The following is a 19531-nucleotide window of genomic DNA, read 5'->3' on the forward strand; positions in this document are numbered from 1 at the left end:
CGACGAGGTCCCCCGCAGCCTCCGAGACCAGAGGGCGAGCCAGAACCCGCTGCGCCAGGGCCTGTATCCCTTGATCAAATGGGGGTGGGGGCGCCAGCGGTGCGAAGCATTCCTGTACGAGTGGTTCGGCGTGCGGTGGGAGAAGAGCTACTGCATCTTCTTCCCTATTGAATCTTCGTGGTACAGCGGTACGTGTTGCGAGCGAAGAGGGACGTGTGAGCAAGTTCTGGCAAGTGCACGGGGTGACGAGACGGCACGCCGCAGAGGTGAGCGATCACCCAGTGTTGAAGGAGTGGGCCGACCTCGACGTACGGGAGGAGGCCGCCCGGATCGACCCGGGGGACGTGTTCTTCACGGACCCGAACTACCAGGTGGACCCGCGGCTGACGCTGTACACGACGCGTTCGGCGTTCGCGCATCTGGCCAGGGAGACGCGGCGGAACTACGCCGGGGACTGCTGTCTGTTCTTCAACTTCCTGTGGCAGCGGGACAAGAACTGGTGCGATGCTGAGGTCGAGGACCTGCTCGATTTCGAGGACTGGCGGCGGTGGTCGCCTCGGAATCCTCGGCGGATCAGCGGCTCGAAATGGGACCGCGAGCTGTCCGCGCTGGCTCGGCTCTACAAGTGGGCGGCGGCGAAGAGGTACGTCACGGCCAACCCGGTAGCGATGCGGGAGGTGTTGGGCCGCCACGGCGAGATGGTCAGCGTTCCGGCCCAGCGGGCGAAGGACGCGAGGTCGAGCAACGTGAAGTGGCTGACTCCGCGGGCCTACCGGTTGTGGAGGGACGTGGGTCTGCGCGGCTACACCGCGGACGGGCGTCGGGATCCGTCGTTCGGGGCCGGAACGACGACCGCAATGCCGCCTACTCCGACCTGCTGTTTTCCTCGGGGATGCGCTTGTCGGAAGGCGGTTCGCTGCTGACTTCCCAGGTGCCGGCTCTGGAGGAGAGCGTGAAGCGCTTCTTCTACGGGCGGCTGGCGAAGGCGGCCACGAAGAGCCGGCGCGAGCGGACGTTCTACGTCGCGGTCGAGGATCTGCGGTCGGTCGCCGCCTACGAGCGGACGACGCGGCGGGCGGTGATCCGCCGGGCTCAGCCAGGGGCGTCTACGAAGCGATGAACGACATCTGGGTCCTGGAGAAGCGGTCCGGTCGGCAGCGGTCGATCCTGCACTTCTGGGACGAGAACGGGCAGTCGGTCCAGCGGCCGCTGTCGTCGCTGGACGTCGAGGACCGTCAGCGCCTGTTCGTTGAGGGGGATGGCGGTCTTGAGCCGTTGTGGCTGTGGTTGTCGCAAGACGGGCGCCCGTTTCAGCCGCATTCGTGGGAGGCGGTTTACCGGGCGGCGTCCTAGCGCTGCCGCAACGTGCTGGAGGGCAAGGTTGCCCAGCCTCCCTACTTCACACCCCACATGGCCAGGCACTCGTTCGCGTTGAAGATGCTGGTCGCGCTGATGCACGCGCTGGACAAACGGTTCGGACTCACGCCGAAGGAACGGCGGGACTTCCGCCTGCTCTATGGGGATGCCTGGCGGATGGTCAAGGACCTCCTCGATCACGCGAGCGAGGAGACCACCCGCAAGATATACCTCGCTCCCGTTTCGGATCTGCAGATTAGGTCGCTGCTGCTGGACGAGGCCGACCCGGGCACCAACGAGCTGCTGGGCCGGATCGCGAAGATGTCGGAGCGCGTCCTGGACAGCGAGGCACTGGTATGAGTACGCGAGGACGACGCGCTGTTTTGCCCGGGGATGAGGGGCACCGGCGCACGCCGCCGCTGGAGCCGGGTGATCTGCTGGTCTGGCACGTGACCGAGGACGGGGCGAACAAGGCCAGTTACGACTTCGGCCAACTGGCGGTCGGTCCGCGGCTGCAGCGCGATCTGGCGGAGGCGTTCGCCGTTCAGTGCGGGCCCACCGGCACCTGGAAGACGCTGCCCTCCAGCCGGGAGACCTGGCTGATCTTGCTCTACTTCAGCCGTTTCCTGGCCGAGCAGGAGCAAGTTCCGCAATTTCTGGGCGAGTTGACTGCGGACATCTGGGCGGCCTGGCGGCTGAGCCGCACGCCGAACTCCACGGGCAGCCGGCAGGTCCGCAAGGTCGCCCGGCTGCTGAAGCAGCATCCGTTGGTGCCCGAGGAGACCCGGAAGCTGATGAGCAAGCGGATGCCGAAGGAGAAGGCGCCGAAGGAGACCGCCCACAGCGACGCCGAGTTTGACCGCATCAAGCTGCTTGCCACTCAGCGGTTCCGACCCGCTCTGCATCGCATCCGTGCCAACTGGCAGCACCTCCTTGGCTGGCGGGCGGGCCAGTTCGAAAGAGGCACGGACGGCTGGCTCGTGGGTGAGGCACTGGACCAGTTGATCCGCACCGGCGAGACGCCGTTCTTCATCCGCCCGGATGGCCGCCTTCGTCCCGACCCGCGTTACACCGAAGCCCTGGGCGGCAACCGGGCCGAGGACACGTGGATGCGGTTGTTCCTGACCATCGATGAGGGTTGCGCACTGATGATCCTGATCATCGCGGCCTACGGGTGGAACGCGATACCGGTTGTCGAGATGAAGGTGCCCGATGCGAGCCCCGACGCGGGCAACGAGGGGCAGATCATCTACCGGGTCGAGTTAGAGAAGCGGCGCCGCCGTCCGGCGGACCGCTATGAGACGAGGAACCTGGCCGACTGGGGAGCGACCTCTCCCGGACGGCTGATCACGCACGCGATCGAGTCCACCGCCCCGGCACGGGAGATGCTGAAGAACGTGGGGGCACCCACCGACCGGCTGATCGTCTGGCGGCCCGCTCAGCGGCGGGCCGCCTACGGCGAGGGGACGGCCGGCCTGTTCGACGGCCACTTCCACGCCAACGTCTGGCGCAACTGGCGCCAGGAGCTGGGCGGCGAGGTCTCGTTGAACCTGCGGTGCCTGCGCAAGACCGTGGTGATCGCGCATCAGCGGCAGCCCACGCAGCACAGTCAGGACACCCACGACGGTGCTTATGTCCTGCCGGACCCGTGCACGCACGCGGCGGCGCAACCGGTGATCACCGACGGGGTCGAGGAGGCGATCGAGGCGGCCAGGTCGTCGTTCAAGGCCCAGATCAGCCGGGCGGACACGAACGTGGACCAGGACACCCCGACCACCAGCTGCAGCGACTACACCCACAGCCCGTTCGGGGAACAGAGGGTGCCTTGCCGGGCATCGTTCCTGCTCTGCACGGCCTGCCCGAACGCCGTGATCACCCGCGTCACCTGCCACGGCTGGCCTATCTGCTGCATGTGCTGGAGGAGTTGAGGGCGGTGCTTTCGCCGGAGGTGTGGGACCAGGACTGGCGCGAGCCCTTCGCGCGGCTGCGGGGACCTGCGCAAGGCCCCGGACTTCACCGACACGGAATGGAACGACGCCCTGGAGAAGGCAAGTGCCCACGGACGAAGGGTCATTGACCAGCTGCTGATGAAGGGATTCGACGCATGGCCCTGGCCTTGAACCCTCGCTTCGCGGCCCCGGCGGCCGACGCCTTCCTGTTCGATCTCGACCGGGCGGTCGAGGCCGTCGCGACTTCGTGCCCCGGTACGGCGACGACGGCTGGTCGTTGCTTGCGCTGACCCAGAACCCCTCGCAGGCGGATGACATCATCCGCTGGCGATGGTTCCCCGAGGTCTTCAGGGAGCCGTTCCGTTACGCATCCTGGACTTTGATCAACTACCCGCTGCCCGACAGGGACGTTGCCCTGCGCGGCGCCGCCATGCGCTCCAGGCTCAGCGTCGGCCGGATCACGAGGACGGTCAGCGACTGGTCGATGTTCGCCCAGTGGCTCGACGAGCGCGGGATCAAGCAGCTCTCGCTGGTGACGGCCGGGGATTTGTCGGACTACAGCCACCATCTCGACAAGGTGCGAGGGCTGGCTCGCAACACGGCCACCAGTCATCTGATCGCGCTCTCCCGGCTGCACTACTACGGACGGTTGTATCTGCCCGACACCGACCGGCTCGTCACGCCGCCGTGGGTCACGGAGGGCATGGACGACTACCTGCCGGCGGCCTCGCCGCTGGGCGAGAACGTCACCTAGCCGATCGCCCCGGCGACGATGGGGCCGTTGCTGGTCTGGGCCCTGCGGTTCGTCGAGGAGTACGCCGACGACATCCTGGCCGCCTTCGAGGAACACCGACGGCTGGTCGAGATCGCGGAAGGGCTGAAGGGCCCGTTCAAGAAGGGATCGGGTCGGCGGCTGGTCACCTACCTCGAACAGTTGGAGCCGGAGGGCGGGCCCGTCCCGGCGTTGATCAGAGACACGAAGATCTCGACGCCCGGGGTGTTCCTGGCCGGGCTGACGGGGACTCCGGTCGCCAAGGCCCACCAGGTCATGAACTATCCGCGCTGGAAGGCATACAAGGTCCAAAATCTCGGCCGGTGTCTGCTGGATACGCCCATCACCTCGAAGCTGGGCGGGGAGCCCTGGCACGGTCCGTTCGACTTCCACGATGTCCCCGGGGTCCTGAAACACCTGGTTACCGCCTGTTTCATCGTCCTGGGCTATCTCACGGGGATGCGGACCGGGGAGATCCTGGCGCTGGAGAACGGGTACTGCCCGGATCCGCAGAGGCCGCCGGAGGCGGCCCGGCGGCACCTCATCTATGCCCGGCAGTTCAAGGTCGCCCGCGACGAGGACGGCAATCATCAATCCGCCGGAGTCGTACGCGAAGCTCCCTGGGTGGCAGTCCCGCAGGTCGTCACGGCAGTGCGGGTGCTGGAACAGCTCGGCGGGCACGGACTGCTGTTCGCAATCGAGGTCCACGATCCGCTCCAGCCCGCGCGCCGCAGCGGCAGGTCGCTGGCGATCGCCACGATGAGCAACCGCATCGAGTCGTTCATCGAGTGGGTCAACACCCAATGACCTTCTCGACTTCGAAACCGCCCGCAACATCGCCGAGCAACTCAGCGAGGTCCACGAGGCCATCCAGGACGGCGAGGGCGTCTCGGGCCCCGCCGCGAGGCGTCTGATCAACGCCGCCGCCCTGGAACACCACCGCTTCGGCGGTCTCATCACCTCCGTTCGTCAGGCCAAAGACCTGCTGGCGGACCCGACCCTGAACGTCTTCGAGAACAAGGAGGCATTTTCGTTCTGCAACTACGACCGGGCCAAAGCGCTCTGCCATCCCGGCCGCAACGCGAAGAGCGAGGCCCCCAACCTGGACCGCTGCAAGGTCAACTGCGCGAACATCGCCCGCACCGACGCCCACGCACATCAACTTCGGGAAGCGGCCGATGACTTGGGTCGTCAGGCCATCTCTGGCCTGGTTCCCGAACCGCTGGCCGACCGGCTGCGGGAACGGGCCCAGGCCCTGAACGAACTCGCCGACCAGCACGACCACGACCGCGTCCTGGCGGCAGCGGGGGCGGACTTGTGAGCTACGACAACGAGAGGAAGAACATCAGGGCCGCGATGGACCGCCTGCTGGCCGGCACCCCGCTGCGGTCCGACGGAGCGCTGACCGTCCTCGCGCTGGCCGCCGAGGCGGACGTGAAACGGCACGTCCTCACGCACCGGCATACCGACCTCAAGGACGAGTTCTACGCGAAGGTCCGAGCTCAGGGACGGGTCCCCGACAGTGAACGCAAGCTGCGGGCCGAACTGAAGAAGACCAAGGAGCGACTGGCCAACCTGATCGAGGAGAACAAGCGTCAGCAGGCCGAGACCGAGACATTCGCCCGCGTGGTGAGCGTCCTCACCGTTGAGAACCACCAGCTCCGCGGTCAGTCGGGACATAAACGAGCCCCGGTGGTGGCCTTGCGCCCGGCCCCCGACCCCGGCTCGTAGTTGCACCGCCTGGTCTCGTCCTGACCGCTTCGCGGTCAGGACGAGACCACAGGACCAACCTTTTCCGCTGTTACACGGAGTCACCTCACCAACCAAGACCAGGAGTCAGATGAGAGATCGCTACAACATAGCCAGAGTTGACAGGGAAACCTTCTGTTGCTTTCCGATCTCGATGGGCGCCATGGCCGCGCACCTGGACCGGATGCGTGCGTACCCGGACATCGCCGGACGGGTGCTGCGCCTGGAGTACACGTCAGTGAGCCTCAATCCGAAGGCGAAGCTGTTCGGCCGGCACTGCCTGCTGGAGAAGTTTGATCCGAGTCGTCCCGCCGACCGGCCCGTCCTCGCGGCCTTCGAGGAGGAGCTCGCCTGTCCGTGGGCGCTGTATCACGTGCGGCGGATCCTGCCCGTCGCGAAGGCGGACCCGACCCGCCGCGGCCGGGCGCTGCGGTCGGTGGAGCGGGTCGACGTGGGCCGGGCATCGGCTTTGGGCTGGAGGCTGCGGAGCATCTCGGAGTGGCACGGTGTCCCGGTCGAGGTCGACGAGCGCTACGGGCGGGTACGGGCGTGGGTCCAACGGCGCGGGCCGGACCTTCCGACTATCGGTAGGGGCCGATATTCAGGAGTCGGAAGTAGCAAGCGAGGCGAGGCAACGGACACCTCGGCGCACGGACGATGCCGCACAGGTGATCTCAGGCTGCCCAGACTCGAGCTTGGCCAGCCGATCCCCGCTTCCATGATCAGCGCGCATTTTGGCGAGTAGTGCGTACTCAGGTGTGGTCCCGATTCACTGCGACATCTTGCTGCCGAGATGAGCAAGGCTGGAGATTTGCGGCCGTGTGGACTGCTCTCGGCTCTTTTGTGATGCGGATCACTGCAATGGGCGCGGCTGATCGGACAGGACTGTGCGTGGACATATCACTACGAGCTCGGGTACGGGCCGGGGACCCGGCCGCATTCGGGCAGATCTTTGATGAGCACGCCCGGGCCGTATACCGGCACGCGGTGCGCTGGACCGGCGACTGGGCCGCTGCCGAGGACGTTGTTTCCTTGACATTTCTGGAGGCCTGGAGGCTGAGAAGAAAACTACTCCCAGACGGAGAGAGCCTCCAGCCGTGGCTGCTGGGGATCGCCACCAATGTATTGCGCAACACAGCCCGCGCTGCACGCCGGCACCAGAAGGCTCTGACCCAGCTGCCGCCGCGAGAAAACGTGCCTGACTTCGCGGAAGAGCTAGTGGGACGGCTGGCGGACACCGAGCAGTTGGCCGCCGCCAAGGCCGCACTTGAGCGGTTGCGGCCAGCGGAGCGGGAGGTTTTCGCCCTGTGCGTGTGGTCCGGCCTGGAGCACGCGGCGGTGGCCGAGGCGCTCGGAGTGCCGGTCGGCACGGTTAGATCCCGGCTTTCGCGGGCTCGCAACCGGCTGCGTCAGCTCACGGAGCAGGAACTGGCCCGGATTTCGAAAAACATGCAACGCGCCTCTGGCAGCGGACAGATACCGGGTGACCGCGCATCCGCGGTCCGGTCGAAGCAGGAGAAGAACCGATGAATATCACCCCGCAGTCGCCGTACGGGGCGGAGCGTGAGGAACTGTCCCAGCTGCTGCCGGCACCGGCTGATCCGGATCTTTCTCGCGACCGCCACCGCCTGCTGAAGGAACACCTTATGAATCACGTGCTGCAAGAAGAGTCCCGTCTCACCGCCAGGCGTTGGCGGCTGACCACACGCGTTGCTGCTCCGCTGGCACTGGCGGCGGCCGTGGCCGGTGTTGCGGTGAGTATGGGACAGACGTCCGGGAATACCGAAACGGTCACTGTCGCGGCCGGCCCGGACCGGATCACTAACGTGGGTTACACCCTCGACCGCGAACCCAACAGCACAGTCAAGATGAGCATCCTGGTCGAGGGAGGGGAGATGAAGTGCGTCAACGGTAAGTGCACTACCTCTGGGGAAGCCTGGCCCGGGCGCACGAAGGTGGTGGCCGACCCTGCCGGCTTGCAACATGATCTGGACCGCATGGGCGTGAACGCCCGTGTCTACCGCGACGATCCCAGCTGCCCTGTGGCCCAGAAAGACCTCAACCGGGACAAGGAGGCCAACCGGACTGTCATTCAGAAGGTTGAGCGCACAAACAACCGGCTGATTGCAACCATTCACCAGGACAAGATTCCTAACGGTTCCACCCTCGTGGTGGTCCTTCCCAACAACGAGGACAAGGACCAGGGCCTGTTCGGCACAGACGTCCTCAGGGGAGACCTCCCCGACTGTTACCACGCCCAGAGGGCGGAACTGCCCTAAAGAAGAGCTAAATCTAGTCGGTGAGCGCAAGGCCGCCCACCGACCGGCAATATCTTCCTTGCGGAGTTACTCAGTTCCTCGCGCTCGGCTGCCATCAGCGGGCCGTCCCAATCCACCGGCTTCGGCCTCTGTCTGGCGAACCTACTGTCGCAGCCTAGGAAACCGACTTCCCGGGCAGTGTGCGCGATCGGACGACCAGTGGCGGGACCTAGACAGTTTCGATCGGGACAGGCGGACCCGCAACTTCTAGGCGGCGATGAACGGGGGGCTGTCGGCAGCCTGCCCGGCGGTCAGAACAAGCGCCAACGACCGGTAGCGCTGGTCGGCGGCGAGGCGGATTTTGTTGGTCAGTCCGCCGCGGGAACGGCCGAGCAGGGCAGCTCTCAATCGGGTCCTGCGTCGTCGCCGGACGCGCCGATGCTTGGCCCGTTCGGGGTTGCCTTCGCCGTCCTGCCCGTTCTGTTCTGAGCGGTCATGACCTCGTCGTCGAGGCACACGCCGACTGGGTCCTGGTGGGCCCGCGCGGTAGTGGAGTCGATGCTGACCAGAAACAGGGCGAGGTCACCCCACCGCGCGGCCTCGTCGATCATGTCCTCCGCGAGGCCTGGAAGACGCCCGCGTCCCGCCACCGGGCGAACCGCTAGTCGATGGTCTGCCAGGCGCCGAACCACTCGGGCATTCACGCCACTGGCTGCTGGTGCCGAACCGCCAGATCACCCCCTCGAAACTGCTCACGCAGCCTCTCGGGATACGGGCCGAACCTGCCGATCGGTAAGTAGGGATCGATGAACTTCCATTCTTGGCCAGTCAGTTGTGCACGCGTCCCACGAACGTCCTACCGGACCGCCTGCCTGCACGGGGCCAGACCGGTCTTTAATCACAGCAGAGAACAGAACCCAGCACTGCTCGTCGTCCCCTTCCGAGATTGGGCTCCTTTAGGGGAACCGCCGCTACGCAAACTACCTATCGACTGGCGCGTCTGAAATGAACTGTCCCAATCAACCGAGTGACGACTCTCTGACAGTTAAGCACTCTTTGATCCACCCCGCGGTTTTCATTAACCTTTATGATCATTACGCTCCCGGTGTTTATCGCTACGCTTTCCTTCGAGTGGGAGGTGACCTAGCAGATGAGGTCGTCGTGCGCAGCTTCCTCAAAGCATTTCGCCAACGACGCCTTTTCTCTTCACGATCCATCAGCTTTCAAGCATGGATTTACGGTATCGCTAGCCGGGTGATTTCCTCCTATCCGCACGCCGAGGCGAAACGGTTCCGCACCATGAGTCAAGAATTGGGCACTACCGCTCTTTACTCACTGGGAAGCAGAGAGCGAGATGCATTCCTACTGATGACCTGGGGACGGCTACCTCTGTCTGAGGCAGCCCAGGCCCTCGGCATGTCGACGGAACGTCTGGAAAGGCGTCTGGATCGGACCCTTCAGCGCATCACTAATCGCATTCCAGGAAGCGTTCGGTAGTATGGCGCGCGTATTGATAGTCGATGGTGATGCAGAGCAACGCGAGTCCTTGTCTCAGGTGATGCATAACGAGGGATACGAAGTTGCCACCGTTGCGAACGGTCGCGATGCTCTAGATGACTTCAATTGCGATGGCGCTGACGTGATTCTCCTGGAATGGGTCCTGCCTGGGATCAGCGGCCTCGATGTCTGCCGTGAACTGCGTCGAACGTCCCATGTACCGATCATCATGGTCAGCAGCAAGGACCACGAAGCCGACAAGGTGCTTGGCCTGGAGATGGGGGCGGATGATTACGTGACGAAGCCCTTTTCCACTCGAGAGCTTGTGGCGCGAATCCGCGCAGTTCTGCGCGGATATCGGGAGAACTTCTCCGCTACCCCTAAGACTCTTGAGGCTGGTCCGATCCGAATGAATATTGACCAGCACTGTGTCACCCTCAACGACCAAGAGATCCATCTAACCCTCAAGGAATTTGATCTGCTACAGATGCTGCTGCGCAATGCAGGCCGGGTACTTACACGGCAGCAGATTCTTGATAGAGTCTGGGGTGTAGATCGCATCGGAGGTGTCAGGACTTTGGAATGTCACATCCGACGACTTCGCCTAAAAATAGAGCCCACCCCCGGAGATCCGTGCCACATTATGACTATCCGAGGCGTGGGTTACCGATTTCAAATTGACAGACGTTAAGTGTCTGACGTGGAAATATGGACTTTACGGAACATTTTCAGGGCAAAGGTGATAGGGTTCCCCTGCCGAAGCCTCAGCAAATGGCCCTAGCGCGCAGCTTCCTGCTATCTGCAATTGACGCGGAATTGAAAGGTGACCGGCTCCTTCGCAGCTTGGGCGTCAGCAGAAAGGCAGCCGAGCTCGGGCATCTTGCTTGGGGCAGATTCAGGAGTCGGAACAAGCGGTGCTGCGTCGGGCGAGTTCGGCTGCGTATGAGGCCCTGGATGAGCCCTTGGCCCAGCTCGTTGCGTCACGCTGGTGCGGCCGCAGATGGGGCAGGGAGGACGGACGATGGCTTGGGCTCCGGCGTCCCGGAGAGCATCGATCAGCGCGATGACTTTGGGAGTTCCGTAGGCAGCGTTCCCTGTCAGCGTTCCGGGCCTGTCTTCCAGTTCCCAGGCCAACCGTCGGACGTAGTGGGGACGACCGCGGGTAATGGTGGCGATGATCTGCCGGACTGTCTCTGCCGGGACCGTGGGGTCGACAGTAGCGACGTGATCGCAGATGCGCTGAGTCCAGTCGATATTGTCCTTCGGTCGGCAGCTGATGCAGAGTCCCTCGCCGTTGCGGCCGGTGAAACGGATAACCCGAGAGCATCCACAGCCGGCGCAGGGCTGCCGCTGGGCTCGTTCGGTGGCGTCGCAGTAGGCGCAGACGCGGAGTTTCCCTCGCCGCTGAGGGAGCGGTTCGGGCTTGCCGCAGCCAGCGCAGAGAGGAAGGGCGACCTGGCGGGCGCCGCGGGCCAATAGCCCGCGGATTAGCCGTTCGACAGACGGAGGGCCTTCGGGGCGCCTGGACGTCAGCAGGCCGGGGTAGGCAGTCAATGCCTTTGCTAGGCTCCGACGGGCGGTCCGGCTGAAGGCTGCCTCCTTCAGCGCGGCCCGGATGTGCTCGGGAGCCAGATCAGGCTCGACGGGGCGACGATGTCAACGATGGTTTCGCAGGGATCGGTCAGGACCCGGTCGGGCTGGGTCACGGCTCAGACCGCGGTACGATCCGGGCTCGCTTGGGGCGGAACGACCCGACGCCAGCATCAGCGTCGCCGACTGCACGCTTCGGCTTGGCAGCGGAGGAGGCTGCGGCGACCGGCTCAATGAGGTCGTCCATCGAGCAGTCCAGGATGTCCAGCAAAGCCATGAGGACCTTCAGGCTCAGCCGCTCGGGTCGCTCAGTTACCAGCCGGTAGACCTGGCTGGAGGACAGGTCGATGCCACGTTCGGCCAGCAGTGGTTGCAGGGAGATCGTGGAGAACATTCCGCGGGTCGCCATGACCTCACGCAGTTTCCACCGGTAGTCGAGCTTTCCCGTCATCGTCTTCTCCTGCCATCGGGACCAAAGTCCTGAAGATCACGCTGGAGCGCTGAGTCGATTGCCTTCCGCATCATGGTGTTCGCGAAGTCGCCGGACACGCCTGTGTAGAGAGCAGTCGTAGACGCATACTCGTGGCCGACCTGCTGCTGGATGAATGCAGGATCGGCCCCGTCCTCGATGCTGTGCGTGACGTACGAATGGCGCAGGCAATGCGGCACCAGTTCCTCGTCGAGCTTGAGAGCCTTGCGGTAGACGGAGAATCGCTCGTCGATCTCCTTCGCAGACAGGCGGGTGCCCCGTTCGCTCAGCCACATAGCCTTGCTCCGGTCGTTCCCCTGGAACCGCGGCCGGATGTTGATGATGTAGTCCTCCACGGCCTCGACGGCCCACGGCATTGTGCTGCAGACACTCCGCCGCTTCGGTGGCTGTCCGCGGGACGACTTGCCGTAGCGGACCTCGAGCATGCCGAAACGTCCGAACTCCCTGGCGTTGGGATTGCGAAACCAGTCGAAGGTGTCCAGCCGGGACGTCTCCGTCCGCCGTAGACCCCAGCCGTAGATCACCTTGAACAGGGTGGCATCGCGGTAGGCGGTCAGCGCTCCCTTACGGCCGCGTCGGATCGCCAAGTCCACACGGTCGTCGATGTGGTCGAACAACAGCTGCAATTCGTCCCGCGTCATCGGCCGGCGGTCGGGATCACCCTCGTAGTCCAGCAGATGATCGAGGGTGTTCCACTCGTGACAGACCTGGATGGGATGGGTGCCAAACCGCCTACCGGACTCCACGGTCCAGTCGCAGCGAGGGTCGAGAAGGTAGTCGCAGAACATCCGGACTGCCCCCTGCGTCGCCCTGATCGTGGATGGCTGCAAGTGCCTCTCTGAGACCAGGTGCGTTGTCCACTCGTCCATATCTGCGGCGCCCCACGTCCATGGGAAGGCGTTGGCGAACTCCAAGAACCTGCGGACGGTGGCAATCCGGTCGTTCACGGTCTTCTCCTGCAGGTTCCGGCCGCCTCGCTGCTGGCTCCCCCACCCCGTGAGCATCGCCTCAAGCACCGCATCCTCAGGGTGCAGGAGGTGCACACCGTCAACCAGCTCAAGCCGTGCCGAGCTATAGGCGCCTCTATATCCCTGGCCACAAACCTCTCCCTTAGAACGCAAGTATCTTGCATCAAACGGGAGGTCACGCTAGCGTCGCAGGTCAGCTGGGGTACCCATCGCGGACTGGCAGCCCAGAAGGGCCTCAGCGGATGCGCAGGTAGACGGCATAGCGGGCATCGGCGTCGCCCATCTGATGCAACTTCCGACGCGTCGTGGAGGAACTGATGGTCACCGCCCCGTTCCAGGTGCAGGACAAGCAGGTGCCGCACTTCGAACGGGAATGGGCGGCGCACCGCAGCGGCCGATCGTGACGCGGTCTGGGTGTCGGCGAGATTGACAGCCACCTAGCAAGAGCGTCATATTGATTACGCGAAACAAGCGGCAAAAGGGTGGGCGGCGAGAGGCACCCCCTCACGAGGGTGTCGACCCAGAGCGGCAACCCCGGCCGAACGTCCCGCCGACCACCATCACCAACTCGACTCGCCGCCGGTGCGTGAGCACCGGAGGAACAAGAGGAGCAGGCCCTCAGTATAGGCCCGCGGCCCGAACCGGAGAGTGCAATGCCCAAGGCCCTGAACCCGCAGCGCCGCATCGTCGGCGGCCGCGCGGTGGTCAACCGCGACTGGATCCGCGAGTTCACCCGCGCCAGCGTCGGCACCGCGGCCCGCTGGTACAAACTGCGCCTCGAGCAGCCGGAAGAGCACCGTCACCCAGAGAAGGAGCGCATCGACGGGAACGACTTCTACGACGAGCTGCAGTTCCTGGACTTCTACAGGTGGTTCCAGGAGGAGAAGGCGAGCAAGGTCCTCAAGGCCGACCCAGCCCTGTACGAGCTCGACCCCGAGACAATCGTTTCCATCAACGAGGCAGCCAAGCTGCTCGGCTTCAAGGGACCCTCCGCGATCCGCAAGTACCTGAAGGACAACCCCAGATACTTCGCTGATCCCGTAGGCCAGGTCGAAGGCCCCAGCGGTCGCATGATCCCCGCTTTCCGTGCCGGCGACCTGCAGGACTTCGACCGCAAGCGCACCGGGGACAAGCTCGGCAAGGCCGGCCGCCGCCCCGGGCCGCAGCCCGAGGCGCCCGTCGGCCGCCCGTCCGCCCTCGCGGAGGTCCTCGCCGCCGAGCTGAGCTCCCGTGCCGGCAGTGAGCCGCTCACCGCCACGCAGCTCGCCGAGCAGTACGCCGCCGAGCGAATCGAAAGCGACGGCTACCACCTGGGGCTGGCCGCGGAGCTCAGCGTGCAGTACGGCGGCCCGCAAAGGTCCTGGGAGTACGTCGTGCGCAACGCCCGCAGGCACCGCCCCGCGGCCGCGCCGCCCCGCCCGGAGGCCGACCGGCGGGCGGACATCGCCCTGGCCGCCCTGCGCGAGCGCGGCGACGTCCGAGGGCTCGCCGCCTCCCTCGCCCGCGAGCGCGGAGGCAGCCGCGACGTCTGGGAACGCGCCGTGAAAGCAGCACGCAGGCTGTCCGACCCCGCCACCTGAGCGACCCCACCCCTGCGAAGGACGAACCCGATGCCCACCAGCTACCAGCTCCGTGACACCGCCACCCGGCAGCTCCTCGCCCGGGACCTGGCCGAACTGGAAGAAGACCTGCAGCGCAACGGCGAGGGCGCCGGGCGCATCCGGCTGCGCCTGGACGTCGAGAAGGTCACCGACGGCGTCCCCGAGTCCGTCGGCCACCACGTCCTGCTCCTTGGCGTCGACGACGTACCCGGCCTGCTGCCCGCCTTCTGATCGTCGCGCGAGACCTATACAGCCGACCACCGACTACCGCACCTGGGGTGTCAGAGATGTCCGATGCGCAGGAGCCGCACGCGGAGGGAACTTCGCCAGTTCGACTCGTGATCGTTGATCCGGACCTGCCTGCCCGGCAGCGCAAGACTCTCACTTCCGGACTTTCTCGGTATCCCGGCCACTACCTGCCCGCCCGGGATTTCGCAGGGGATGCGGAAGTCGACCTCGTTCTGGCCGGCGGCGCCGTTGTCCTCGCGCTGCCCTAGGCGGCCTCAGTTACTGGGCGAGCCAGCACGTTGCGGGCCTCGACAAGCTGGAGTTGCTTCTCCTCCCGCATCTGGCATTCACCTTGGGAGCCCTTGTTGCGGGAGCGGGGGCAGCCTTCCTGGTGCTGTGGGGCCTGTTCCGCGGCAGCCCCCTCGTCCTCCCGGCTTTCGCACGGCTCGCGTACAAACGGCTTGCCGCCCAGCATCACGACCGCGTGGTGGTCCTCGCCGAGCTGGACGACCGGTGCCGAGGCCTGGCGTGGCGCACCCACCACCGTGTCGGTGTCTTGCTGGACAAGTCGGCGGAGCGCTCCCTGGCCGACCGTGCCGAAGTCGAGGCCCGCCTTCCCCGTGCGCTGTGGGAGATCGCTCAGGACCTGGAGAAGATCAGTTCTCTCCTTACTCTGGTAGACCGGAGCGCGCCTGACCCTGACGAGGAGTCTCGTGGAGCAGGCGCTGGCCGCCGTCACTGCCCGCGTCGAGGCCATCGAGGCCGAAGCCGGCCAGTTTCTTGAGCACCTCCGGAAGGACGAGGAGATCCTGGCGGATGGGCGCCGGGTCGTCGAGAAGGACGAAGCCGACGAGCGCTCCACGCTCCGGCGGGAAGCACTGATGGATCTCGTCGCTCGCAGCGAGGCCCGCAGGGACTCAGCGGGACAGCTGCCCGAGTAAGGGCACGTCACCACACTCAAGCGCCACCTCGCGTGATCGCGAGACGTCTGTGGCCCCCCGGCCTACCGGGGGGCCACAGCTGTGAACAGGGGTTGTCACGAGCACGGTGGACGTGTAATTGATTTTGCGTTTCAGGCGGCAATCTGGAGCGGTCACCCCTCGATTCAGGAGCAGAAGTGATCACATCTCCTCTCACTCCCGAACGGCGCACCGTCTACTGGACGGTTGCGGCCTACGACACGCATGGCCGGTCGGTCTACCGCAGCACCGGTCTGCTGTCGGTCGCGCCCGCTCGCTACTGGCGCGAGTTCTGGGCCTCCCGCCGGGAGACGGCCCGGATGGAGCTCACCGAGCACTCACTCGTCGTAGCCCACACGCTCATCGGCTTTGAGGACCTGCCGGGCAAGGGCGAGCCGACGCTGCTGCCGGAGCTCCCGGCCGGCGCACACGAGGTGAAGCGGTTTTTCAGGTTCTCCCGTGCTCTTGAGGACGGCTCACTGACCGGCTTCGGTCCGACCGTTCTGCGTACCGGCGACGACGTCCGCCACTTCTACGAGTGGACCGTCAAGAACAGCGCGACGTCAACGGGTACGCCGGGGTGCATGGCGACCAGTCCGAGGACCAGACTGACGAGCGCGACGGCAGCGGCGGAGCATCGCAGGGATCCTGGAACGGTGTCTAGGGCGATGCGCTGGGCGGGGCGCCTGGTCAGCCAGCGCAGCGCCAGGCGCTGGGGAAAGGTCGCGCCCGGGGTGAGCACCCCGATCTGATGGGGGACCTCGGGCAACGCGCCGTCGCCGGGGACAGTCCAGGCAAGCCAGCCCCACGAGGTGCGTTCGTGTACGAGCACCGGCTGGCACACGGCCGAGCATGTGTCATCGCGGACGTGGCCGGTGCGCAGGGCACGGGATCGTTCCTTCGACCACCGTCCCGGCTCGCGGGTGAAGGGGTGCCGGTGGTGCGCGGCCGCGGTCGGCGGTGGTGTGCGGAGGGTGTCGCTCACGGGCTGATTCCTTCCAGTTGGTCGGTCAAGGTGGAGGCGCACGTGGCGCAGCGGCCATCGCCGTCGGGGTGGGCGCGCCGGGGAGTGGGGCCCGGGCAGGTGCGGCACCGGGACCAGCCGAGGCAGGCCGGGCAGAGGTCCTCGCCGCGGGCGGTTCCGGGCACACCGCAGCCGGCACATTCGACGAGGGCCCGATAGGTCAGGGCCTCGCTCACCGTGCGTGCGGCTGCAGAGCTGGTCGGCTGTAGCGGTGGGGCGTCCCACGCGGGCGTGTCGTGGTGGTCGGCCACGGTGGCGGGCGGTGGATAGGCCTGGACGGCTCGGAGGCGGGCGGCGATGATCGCACCGACCGTGGTGCGGACCGGGTGTGGCAGAGGGCGGCCGCTAATGACGTGCTGGAGCTGCTCGCACGTCCAGCCGGCGTCCAGCATCGCGGAGATGGTCCGGCCCTGCTCGGCGAGGACCTGGTCGGTCAGCAGCAGCTCGGGACGCTGTGCGCCGATCGCCAGCAGCAGGCGGACTCCTGGCTCGAGGTCCGTCACCGCCGGTGTGGTCGGTGCCGTCCGCCGTGCCGACGGCACCTCGCGACGCGGTCGCGTTGAGCGAGCGCCGGGAGGGAGGGGTCTGGTGTTCTGCTGAGTGGTCTTCTTTCTGTTGGTGTTCTTAGTGGGCCGATCAGCCAACGTAGGGTCATCCACTGGTGGTAAACCCGACTCTGGCTGCGACCTGGTGTTTCGCAGGGCGGGCAGGTCAGTGATGAAGTAGGCGACTGCGCCGAGGGTGCCGTCCGGGCCGCGCTCGCGTTCGCGGATCAGGAGGCCGGCCTTCTCCAGTTCCTTCAGGCCGCTCTTGACGGCTGACTCGCCGTCACGGCCGCGGCGGGCGATGTCGGTGACGGTCATCCGCCAGCCCTCCCGGTGCGTGGAGAGCAGCCCGAACAATCCCTTGGCCTTAAAGGACAACTGGGACTCACGGAACAGCGCGTTGGCGATCTGGGTGAACTGATCGGCCGCCATCACACCCCGGCGGATCCCCGCCGGTACCCCACCGGCTGACTCGGTCTCGGGGGAGGCGATGGCCAAGTCGGCTTGAAGCAGCGCGAGGTCCAGGGTGGCCGGGCGGTCGGTGATGCAGTAGACAATCTCGCCGAGGGTGCCGTCAGGGCGGCGCAGCCGCTCACGGATCAGGTAGCCGTGCGTCTCCAGCTCCCGCAGGCCAGTGCGGACCGCTTCCCGTCCGTCCGGTCCCAGACGGACGAGATCGGCGATCGTCACCTGCCAGCCGTTTCGGTGCGTGCTGACGTACCCGAAGATCCCCTTCGCCTTGAAGGACAACTGGGAGTCGCGGAACAGCGCGTTGGCGATCTGGGTGAACTGATCGGCCGCCATCACGCCCCGGCGGATCCCCGCCCGGAAGCGGCTCACCACCGTGCCCCCGACTCGGAAAGGAGCCGCGAAGCGGCGGAGTTCGCTGTGTTGTCAGTGGTGGCCGGTAGCGTGCTTGCACCAGCTTTGACCAGGGGAGACGTCGAAGGGGGTGGACCGTTTTGCTTCGTACGTACAAGTTCTTGTTGCGGCCCACCGTGCGCCAGGAGCAGGCCCTTGCCGAGATACTGCGGGACCATTGCTCCCTCTACAACGGCGCACTTCAGGAGCGGCGGGATGCATACCGTCACGTTTCGAAGACGAGCATCAAGTACGGCGATCAGTCCGCGCAGCTCAAGGAGATCCGGCCGTTGGATCCGGAGCGTCAAGGCCGGTGGTCCTTCTCCTCGCAGCAGGCGACCCTGCACCGCTTGGAGAGGGCGTTCGCCGCGTTCTTCCGCCGGATGAAGGCCAGCGAGAGGCCCGGGTATCCCCGGTTCAAGGGCGTGGGTCACTTCGACACCGTGGTGTTCCCCCGGGACGGGGACGGCTGCCGCTGGGACTCCACCCCAGCCGCCCCCGTCACCCGTGTACGCCTCCAAGGTGTCGGGCACGTCCGCGTGCACCAGCACCGGCCTGTGAAGGGCAGAGTGAAGACGATCAGCATCAAGCGGGAAGACCGCCGCTGGTACGTCATCCTCGCCTGCGACGAGATTCCGGCCGAGCCGTTGCCCCAGACCGGCAGCATCGTCGGCATTGACATGGGAACGGTGCACTTCTTCACTGACTCCAACGGAGCGCACGCCGAGAACCCCCGCTTTCTGGGGGCGATGGTCCAAGAGTTGGCCGCCGCCCAGAGGCATCTGGAGACGTTCCCCAAGCGCACGCGGCGCCGGACGAAAAAGCACCAGGCCGCCACCCGAAAGGTCGCCAGGCTGCACGCCAAGATCCGGCATCAGCGCCTCGATCACCACCACAAGACCGCTCTCGCCATGGTCCGTGAGCACGACGTGATCGGGCACGAGAGGTTGAACATCGCGGGCATGACCAAGGCACCCACGACCAAGCTCGACCCCGAGGACAACGGCGCGTTCCTTCCGAACGGAGCGGCCGCCAAGGCGGGGCTCAACCGCAGCATCCTTGACGCGGGTTGGGGGTTGTTCCTCGGAATACTGGCGCAGAAGGCTGAGAGTGCCGCTCGCCGAGTGATCCCGGTGGACGCCCGCAACACCTCCCGCACGTGCCCGCTCTCCGCTGGAGGGTGCGGACACGTCGCAGCGGAGAACCGCGTCACCCAAGCAAAGTTCGAGTGCGTCATGTGCGGGTTCGTCGAGGACGCCGACCGCGTGGGCGCGCTGAACGTCCTGCACAGGGCCGGGCTGGTCCTCTGCGCGGAGGCGTAGCCCCCGACGTAGGAAGCCCGCGACTTGAGTCGTGGGTGGAGTCACGCCGTCAGCTCACTCGCCTACCCCGACCAGGGTGACGGCCACCAACCCCGACCATCGATCACGATCCGGCAACGCAGCCGTCTAGCTGCCGTGGTCGGGCTCATGGTCGGGGCGACCACGCGGCGTCAGCCCTGGCGGGCCCTTGGTGCGCAGCGGCGATTGCGCATCCCCGGATGGGTGGTGCGCGACCAGGCTGCGCGACTGGTCGAGGATCGTGCGCAGTCGGGTGGTGCGGAATGGCTGCGCAGTCCGCCCGAGGGTCCTGATGTTCTCGTGCGCAGGCTGCGGGTGCCGCACTGCGCAGGCTCTGCCGCGGT

Annotated in this window: 24 protein-coding genes and 1 pseudogene; 19 read left to right on the top strand and 6 right to left on the bottom strand. The window is 66.0% G+C overall.

Features of this window, described 5'->3' with window-relative positions; all coding sequences use genetic code 11:
• Nucleotides 1-266: 266 nt before the first annotated feature.
• From ACQEV2_RS42080 to ACQEV2_RS42110, 7 genes are all read left to right on the top strand, one after another.
• Nucleotides 267-923, top strand: coding sequence for a site-specific integrase (locus ACQEV2_RS42080; RefSeq protein ID WP_433055533.1), 657 nt, complete (start codon nucleotides 267-269; stop codon nucleotides 921-923).
• Nucleotides 924-931: 8 nt separating this feature from the next.
• A complete protein-coding gene (locus ACQEV2_RS42085) occupies nucleotides 932-1120 on the top strand; it encodes a hypothetical protein (protein ID WP_433055536.1) in 189 nt (62 codons plus the stop codon).
• Nucleotides 1117-1353, top strand: coding sequence for a hypothetical protein (locus tag ACQEV2_RS42090; protein ID WP_433055539.1), 237 nt, complete (start codon nucleotides 1117-1119; stop codon nucleotides 1351-1353). The genes ACQEV2_RS42085 and ACQEV2_RS42090 overlap by 4 nt, the downstream gene beginning before the upstream one ends.
• A gap of 57 nt (nucleotides 1354-1410) precedes the next feature.
• On the top strand, nucleotides 1411-1716 hold the full coding sequence (locus ACQEV2_RS42095) for a hypothetical protein (protein WP_433055543.1): 306 nt from the start codon (nucleotides 1411-1413) through the stop codon (nucleotides 1714-1716).
• 23 nt (nucleotides 1717-1739) lie between these two features.
• The gene (locus ACQEV2_RS42100; protein ID WP_433055546.1) at nucleotides 1740-3284 is read left to right on the top strand and encodes a hypothetical protein; all 1545 of its coding nucleotides are present in this window, start codon (nucleotides 1740-1742) and stop codon (nucleotides 3282-3284) included.
• 268 nt (nucleotides 3285-3552) lie between these two features.
• Nucleotides 3553-4059 (top strand): hypothetical protein, encoded by a 507-nt coding sequence (locus tag ACQEV2_RS42105; RefSeq protein ID WP_433055549.1) that lies wholly within the window; start codon nucleotides 3553-3555, stop codon nucleotides 4057-4059.
• A 27-nt stretch (nucleotides 4060-4086) separates the two neighbouring features.
• Nucleotides 4087-4884: a hypothetical protein gene (locus ACQEV2_RS42110; RefSeq protein WP_433055552.1), complete on the top strand. Its 798-nt coding sequence runs from the start codon at nucleotides 4087-4089 to the stop codon at nucleotides 4882-4884.
• Here ACQEV2_RS42110 and ACQEV2_RS42115 read toward each other — a convergent pair.
• The gene (locus ACQEV2_RS42115; protein WP_433055555.1) at nucleotides 4871-5362 is read right to left on the bottom strand and encodes a hypothetical protein; all 492 of its coding nucleotides are present in this window, start codon (nucleotides 5360-5362) and stop codon (nucleotides 4871-4873) included. The genes ACQEV2_RS42110 and ACQEV2_RS42115 overlap by 14 nt on opposite strands.
• Nucleotides 5363-5394: 32 nt before the next feature.
• On the opposite strand from ACQEV2_RS42115, the gene ACQEV2_RS42120 reads away from it, so the two are divergent.
• The 4 genes from ACQEV2_RS42120 (at nucleotide 5395) to ACQEV2_RS42135 (ending at nucleotide 8105) form a co-directional block, all read left to right on the top strand.
• Nucleotides 5395-5808 carry a hypothetical protein gene (locus ACQEV2_RS42120; protein ID WP_433055558.1) on the top strand — a complete coding sequence of 138 codons (414 nt, stop codon included), beginning with the start codon at nucleotides 5395-5397 and terminating at the stop codon, nucleotides 5806-5808.
• A 181-nt stretch (nucleotides 5809-5989) separates the two neighbouring features.
• The gene (locus ACQEV2_RS42125) at nucleotides 5990-6571 is read left to right on the top strand and encodes a hypothetical protein (protein WP_433055561.1); all 582 of its coding nucleotides are present in this window, start codon (nucleotides 5990-5992) and stop codon (nucleotides 6569-6571) included.
• 146 nt (nucleotides 6572-6717) lie between these two features.
• The gene (locus tag ACQEV2_RS42130; protein WP_433055564.1) at nucleotides 6718-7356 is read left to right on the top strand and encodes an RNA polymerase sigma factor; all 639 of its coding nucleotides are present in this window, start codon (nucleotides 6718-6720) and stop codon (nucleotides 7354-7356) included.
• Nucleotides 7353-8105, top strand: coding sequence for a hypothetical protein (locus tag ACQEV2_RS42135; protein ID WP_433055567.1), 753 nt, complete (start codon nucleotides 7353-7355; stop codon nucleotides 8103-8105). The genes ACQEV2_RS42130 and ACQEV2_RS42135 overlap by 4 nt, the downstream gene beginning before the upstream one ends.
• 255 nt (nucleotides 8106-8360) lie before the next feature.
• Here ACQEV2_RS42135 and ACQEV2_RS42140 read toward each other — a convergent pair.
• A pseudogene (locus ACQEV2_RS42140) lies at nucleotides 8361-8916 on the bottom strand (transposase); the annotation flags it as partial.
• Between the two features lie 173 nt (nucleotides 8917-9089).
• Here ACQEV2_RS42140 and ACQEV2_RS42145 point away from each other — a divergent pair.
• Together ACQEV2_RS42145 and ACQEV2_RS42150 are read left to right on the top strand one after the other, a co-directional pair.
• Nucleotides 9090-9581 carry an RNA polymerase sigma factor gene (locus ACQEV2_RS42145; RefSeq protein WP_433055570.1) on the top strand — a complete coding sequence of 164 codons (492 nt, stop codon included), beginning with the start codon at nucleotides 9090-9092 and terminating at the stop codon, nucleotides 9579-9581.
• Between the two features lies 1 nt (nucleotide 9582).
• Entirely contained in the window at nucleotides 9583-10272 is a 690-nt protein-coding gene (locus ACQEV2_RS42150; RefSeq protein ID WP_433055573.1) for a response regulator, read from the top strand.
• A 1011-nt stretch (nucleotides 10273-11283) separates the two neighbouring features.
• On the opposite strand, the gene ACQEV2_RS42155 is transcribed toward ACQEV2_RS42150, so the two are convergent.
• Nucleotides 11284-11622 (bottom strand): helix-turn-helix domain-containing protein, encoded by a 339-nt coding sequence (locus ACQEV2_RS42155; protein WP_433055576.1) that lies wholly within the window; start codon nucleotides 11620-11622, stop codon nucleotides 11284-11286.
• A complete protein-coding gene (locus tag ACQEV2_RS42160; RefSeq protein WP_433055579.1) occupies nucleotides 11619-12704 on the bottom strand; it encodes a tyrosine-type recombinase/integrase in 1086 nt (361 codons plus the stop codon). The genes ACQEV2_RS42155 and ACQEV2_RS42160 overlap by 4 nt, the downstream gene beginning before the upstream one ends.
• 578 nt (nucleotides 12705-13282) lie before the next feature.
• Between ACQEV2_RS42160 and ACQEV2_RS42165 the strand changes: the two genes are divergently transcribed.
• Genes ACQEV2_RS42165 through ACQEV2_RS42175 form a run of 3 tightly spaced genes read left to right on the top strand, consistent with a single transcriptional unit; the run spans nucleotide 13283 to nucleotide 14727 of the window.
• Nucleotides 13283-14209, top strand: coding sequence for a hypothetical protein (locus ACQEV2_RS42165; RefSeq protein ID WP_433055582.1), 927 nt, complete (start codon nucleotides 13283-13285; stop codon nucleotides 14207-14209).
• 30 nt (nucleotides 14210-14239) lie between these two features.
• Complete coding sequence (locus tag ACQEV2_RS42170; RefSeq protein WP_433055585.1) at nucleotides 14240-14461, top strand: hypothetical protein; 222 nt, start codon at nucleotides 14240-14242, stop codon at nucleotides 14459-14461.
• A 56-nt stretch (nucleotides 14462-14517) separates the two neighbouring features.
• The gene (locus tag ACQEV2_RS42175; RefSeq protein ID WP_433055588.1) at nucleotides 14518-14727 is read left to right on the top strand and encodes a hypothetical protein; all 210 of its coding nucleotides are present in this window, start codon (nucleotides 14518-14520) and stop codon (nucleotides 14725-14727) included.
• Here the strand turns inward: ACQEV2_RS42175 and ACQEV2_RS42180 are convergent.
• Nucleotides 14724-14999, bottom strand: a complete 276-nt coding sequence (locus tag ACQEV2_RS42180) for a hypothetical protein (protein WP_433055591.1) — start codon at nucleotides 14997-14999, stop codon at nucleotides 14724-14726. The genes ACQEV2_RS42175 and ACQEV2_RS42180 overlap by 4 nt on opposite strands.
• A gap of 172 nt (nucleotides 15000-15171) precedes the next feature.
• Here ACQEV2_RS42180 and ACQEV2_RS42185 point away from each other — a divergent pair, with 172 nt between their 5' ends.
• Both ACQEV2_RS42185 and ACQEV2_RS42190 read left to right on the top strand, forming a co-directional pair.
• A complete protein-coding gene (locus ACQEV2_RS42185) occupies nucleotides 15172-15399 on the top strand; it encodes a hypothetical protein (protein ID WP_433055594.1) in 228 nt (75 codons plus the stop codon).
• Nucleotides 15400-15575: 176 nt separating this feature from the next.
• On the top strand, nucleotides 15576-16169 hold the full coding sequence (locus ACQEV2_RS42190) for a hypothetical protein (RefSeq protein ID WP_433055597.1): 594 nt from the start codon (nucleotides 15576-15578) through the stop codon (nucleotides 16167-16169).
• A gap of 229 nt (nucleotides 16170-16398) precedes the next feature.
• On the opposite strand, the gene ACQEV2_RS42195 is transcribed toward ACQEV2_RS42190, so the two are convergent.
• The gene (locus ACQEV2_RS42195; protein ID WP_433055600.1) at nucleotides 16399-17826 is read right to left on the bottom strand and encodes a hypothetical protein; all 1428 of its coding nucleotides are present in this window, start codon (nucleotides 17824-17826) and stop codon (nucleotides 16399-16401) included.
• 122 nt (nucleotides 17827-17948) lie between these two features.
• Here ACQEV2_RS42195 and ACQEV2_RS42200 point away from each other — a divergent pair, with 122 nt between their 5' ends.
• Nucleotides 17949-19169, top strand: a complete 1221-nt coding sequence (locus ACQEV2_RS42200; RefSeq protein ID WP_433055603.1) for an RNA-guided endonuclease InsQ/TnpB family protein — start codon at nucleotides 17949-17951, stop codon at nucleotides 19167-19169.
• Nucleotides 19170-19531: the final 362 nt, after the last annotated feature.

Source organism: Streptomyces sp. CA-251387, from assembly GCF_050936625.1.
Classification (GTDB): Bacteria; Actinomycetota; Actinomycetes; order Streptomycetales; family Streptomycetaceae; genus Streptomyces.

Bases quoted from the DNA above. Each gene is read 5' to 3' on its own strand.
- ACQEV2_RS42095 (WP_433055543.1), top strand. From the start codon at position 1,411: ATGGCCAGGCACTCGTTCGCGTTGAAGATGCTGGTCGCGCTGATGCAC.
- ACQEV2_RS42170 (WP_433055585.1), top strand. From the start codon at position 14,240: ATGCCCACCAGCTACCAGCTCCGTGACACCGCCACCCGGCAGCTCCTC.
- ACQEV2_RS42145 (WP_433055570.1), top strand. From the start codon at position 9,090: ATGAACTGTCCCAATCAACCGAGTGACGACTCTCTGACAGTTAAGCAC.
- ACQEV2_RS42175 (WP_433055588.1), top strand. From the start codon at position 14,518: ATGTCCGATGCGCAGGAGCCGCACGCGGAGGGAACTTCGCCAGTTCGA.
- ACQEV2_RS42135 (WP_433055567.1), top strand. From the start codon at position 7,353: ATGAATATCACCCCGCAGTCGCCGTACGGGGCGGAGCGTGAGGAACTG.
- ACQEV2_RS42090 (WP_433055539.1), top strand. From the start codon at position 1,117: ATGAACGACATCTGGGTCCTGGAGAAGCGGTCCGGTCGGCAGCGGTCG.
- ACQEV2_RS42165 (WP_433055582.1), top strand. From the start codon at position 13,283: ATGCCCAAGGCCCTGAACCCGCAGCGCCGCATCGTCGGCGGCCGCGCG.
- ACQEV2_RS42155 (WP_433055576.1), bottom strand. From the start codon at position 11,622: ATGACGGGAAAGCTCGACTACCGGTGGAAACTGCGTGAGGTCATGGCG.
- ACQEV2_RS42125 (WP_433055561.1), top strand. From the start codon at position 5,990: ATGGCCGCGCACCTGGACCGGATGCGTGCGTACCCGGACATCGCCGGA.
- ACQEV2_RS42150 (WP_433055573.1), top strand. From the start codon at position 9,583: ATGGCGCGCGTATTGATAGTCGATGGTGATGCAGAGCAACGCGAGTCC.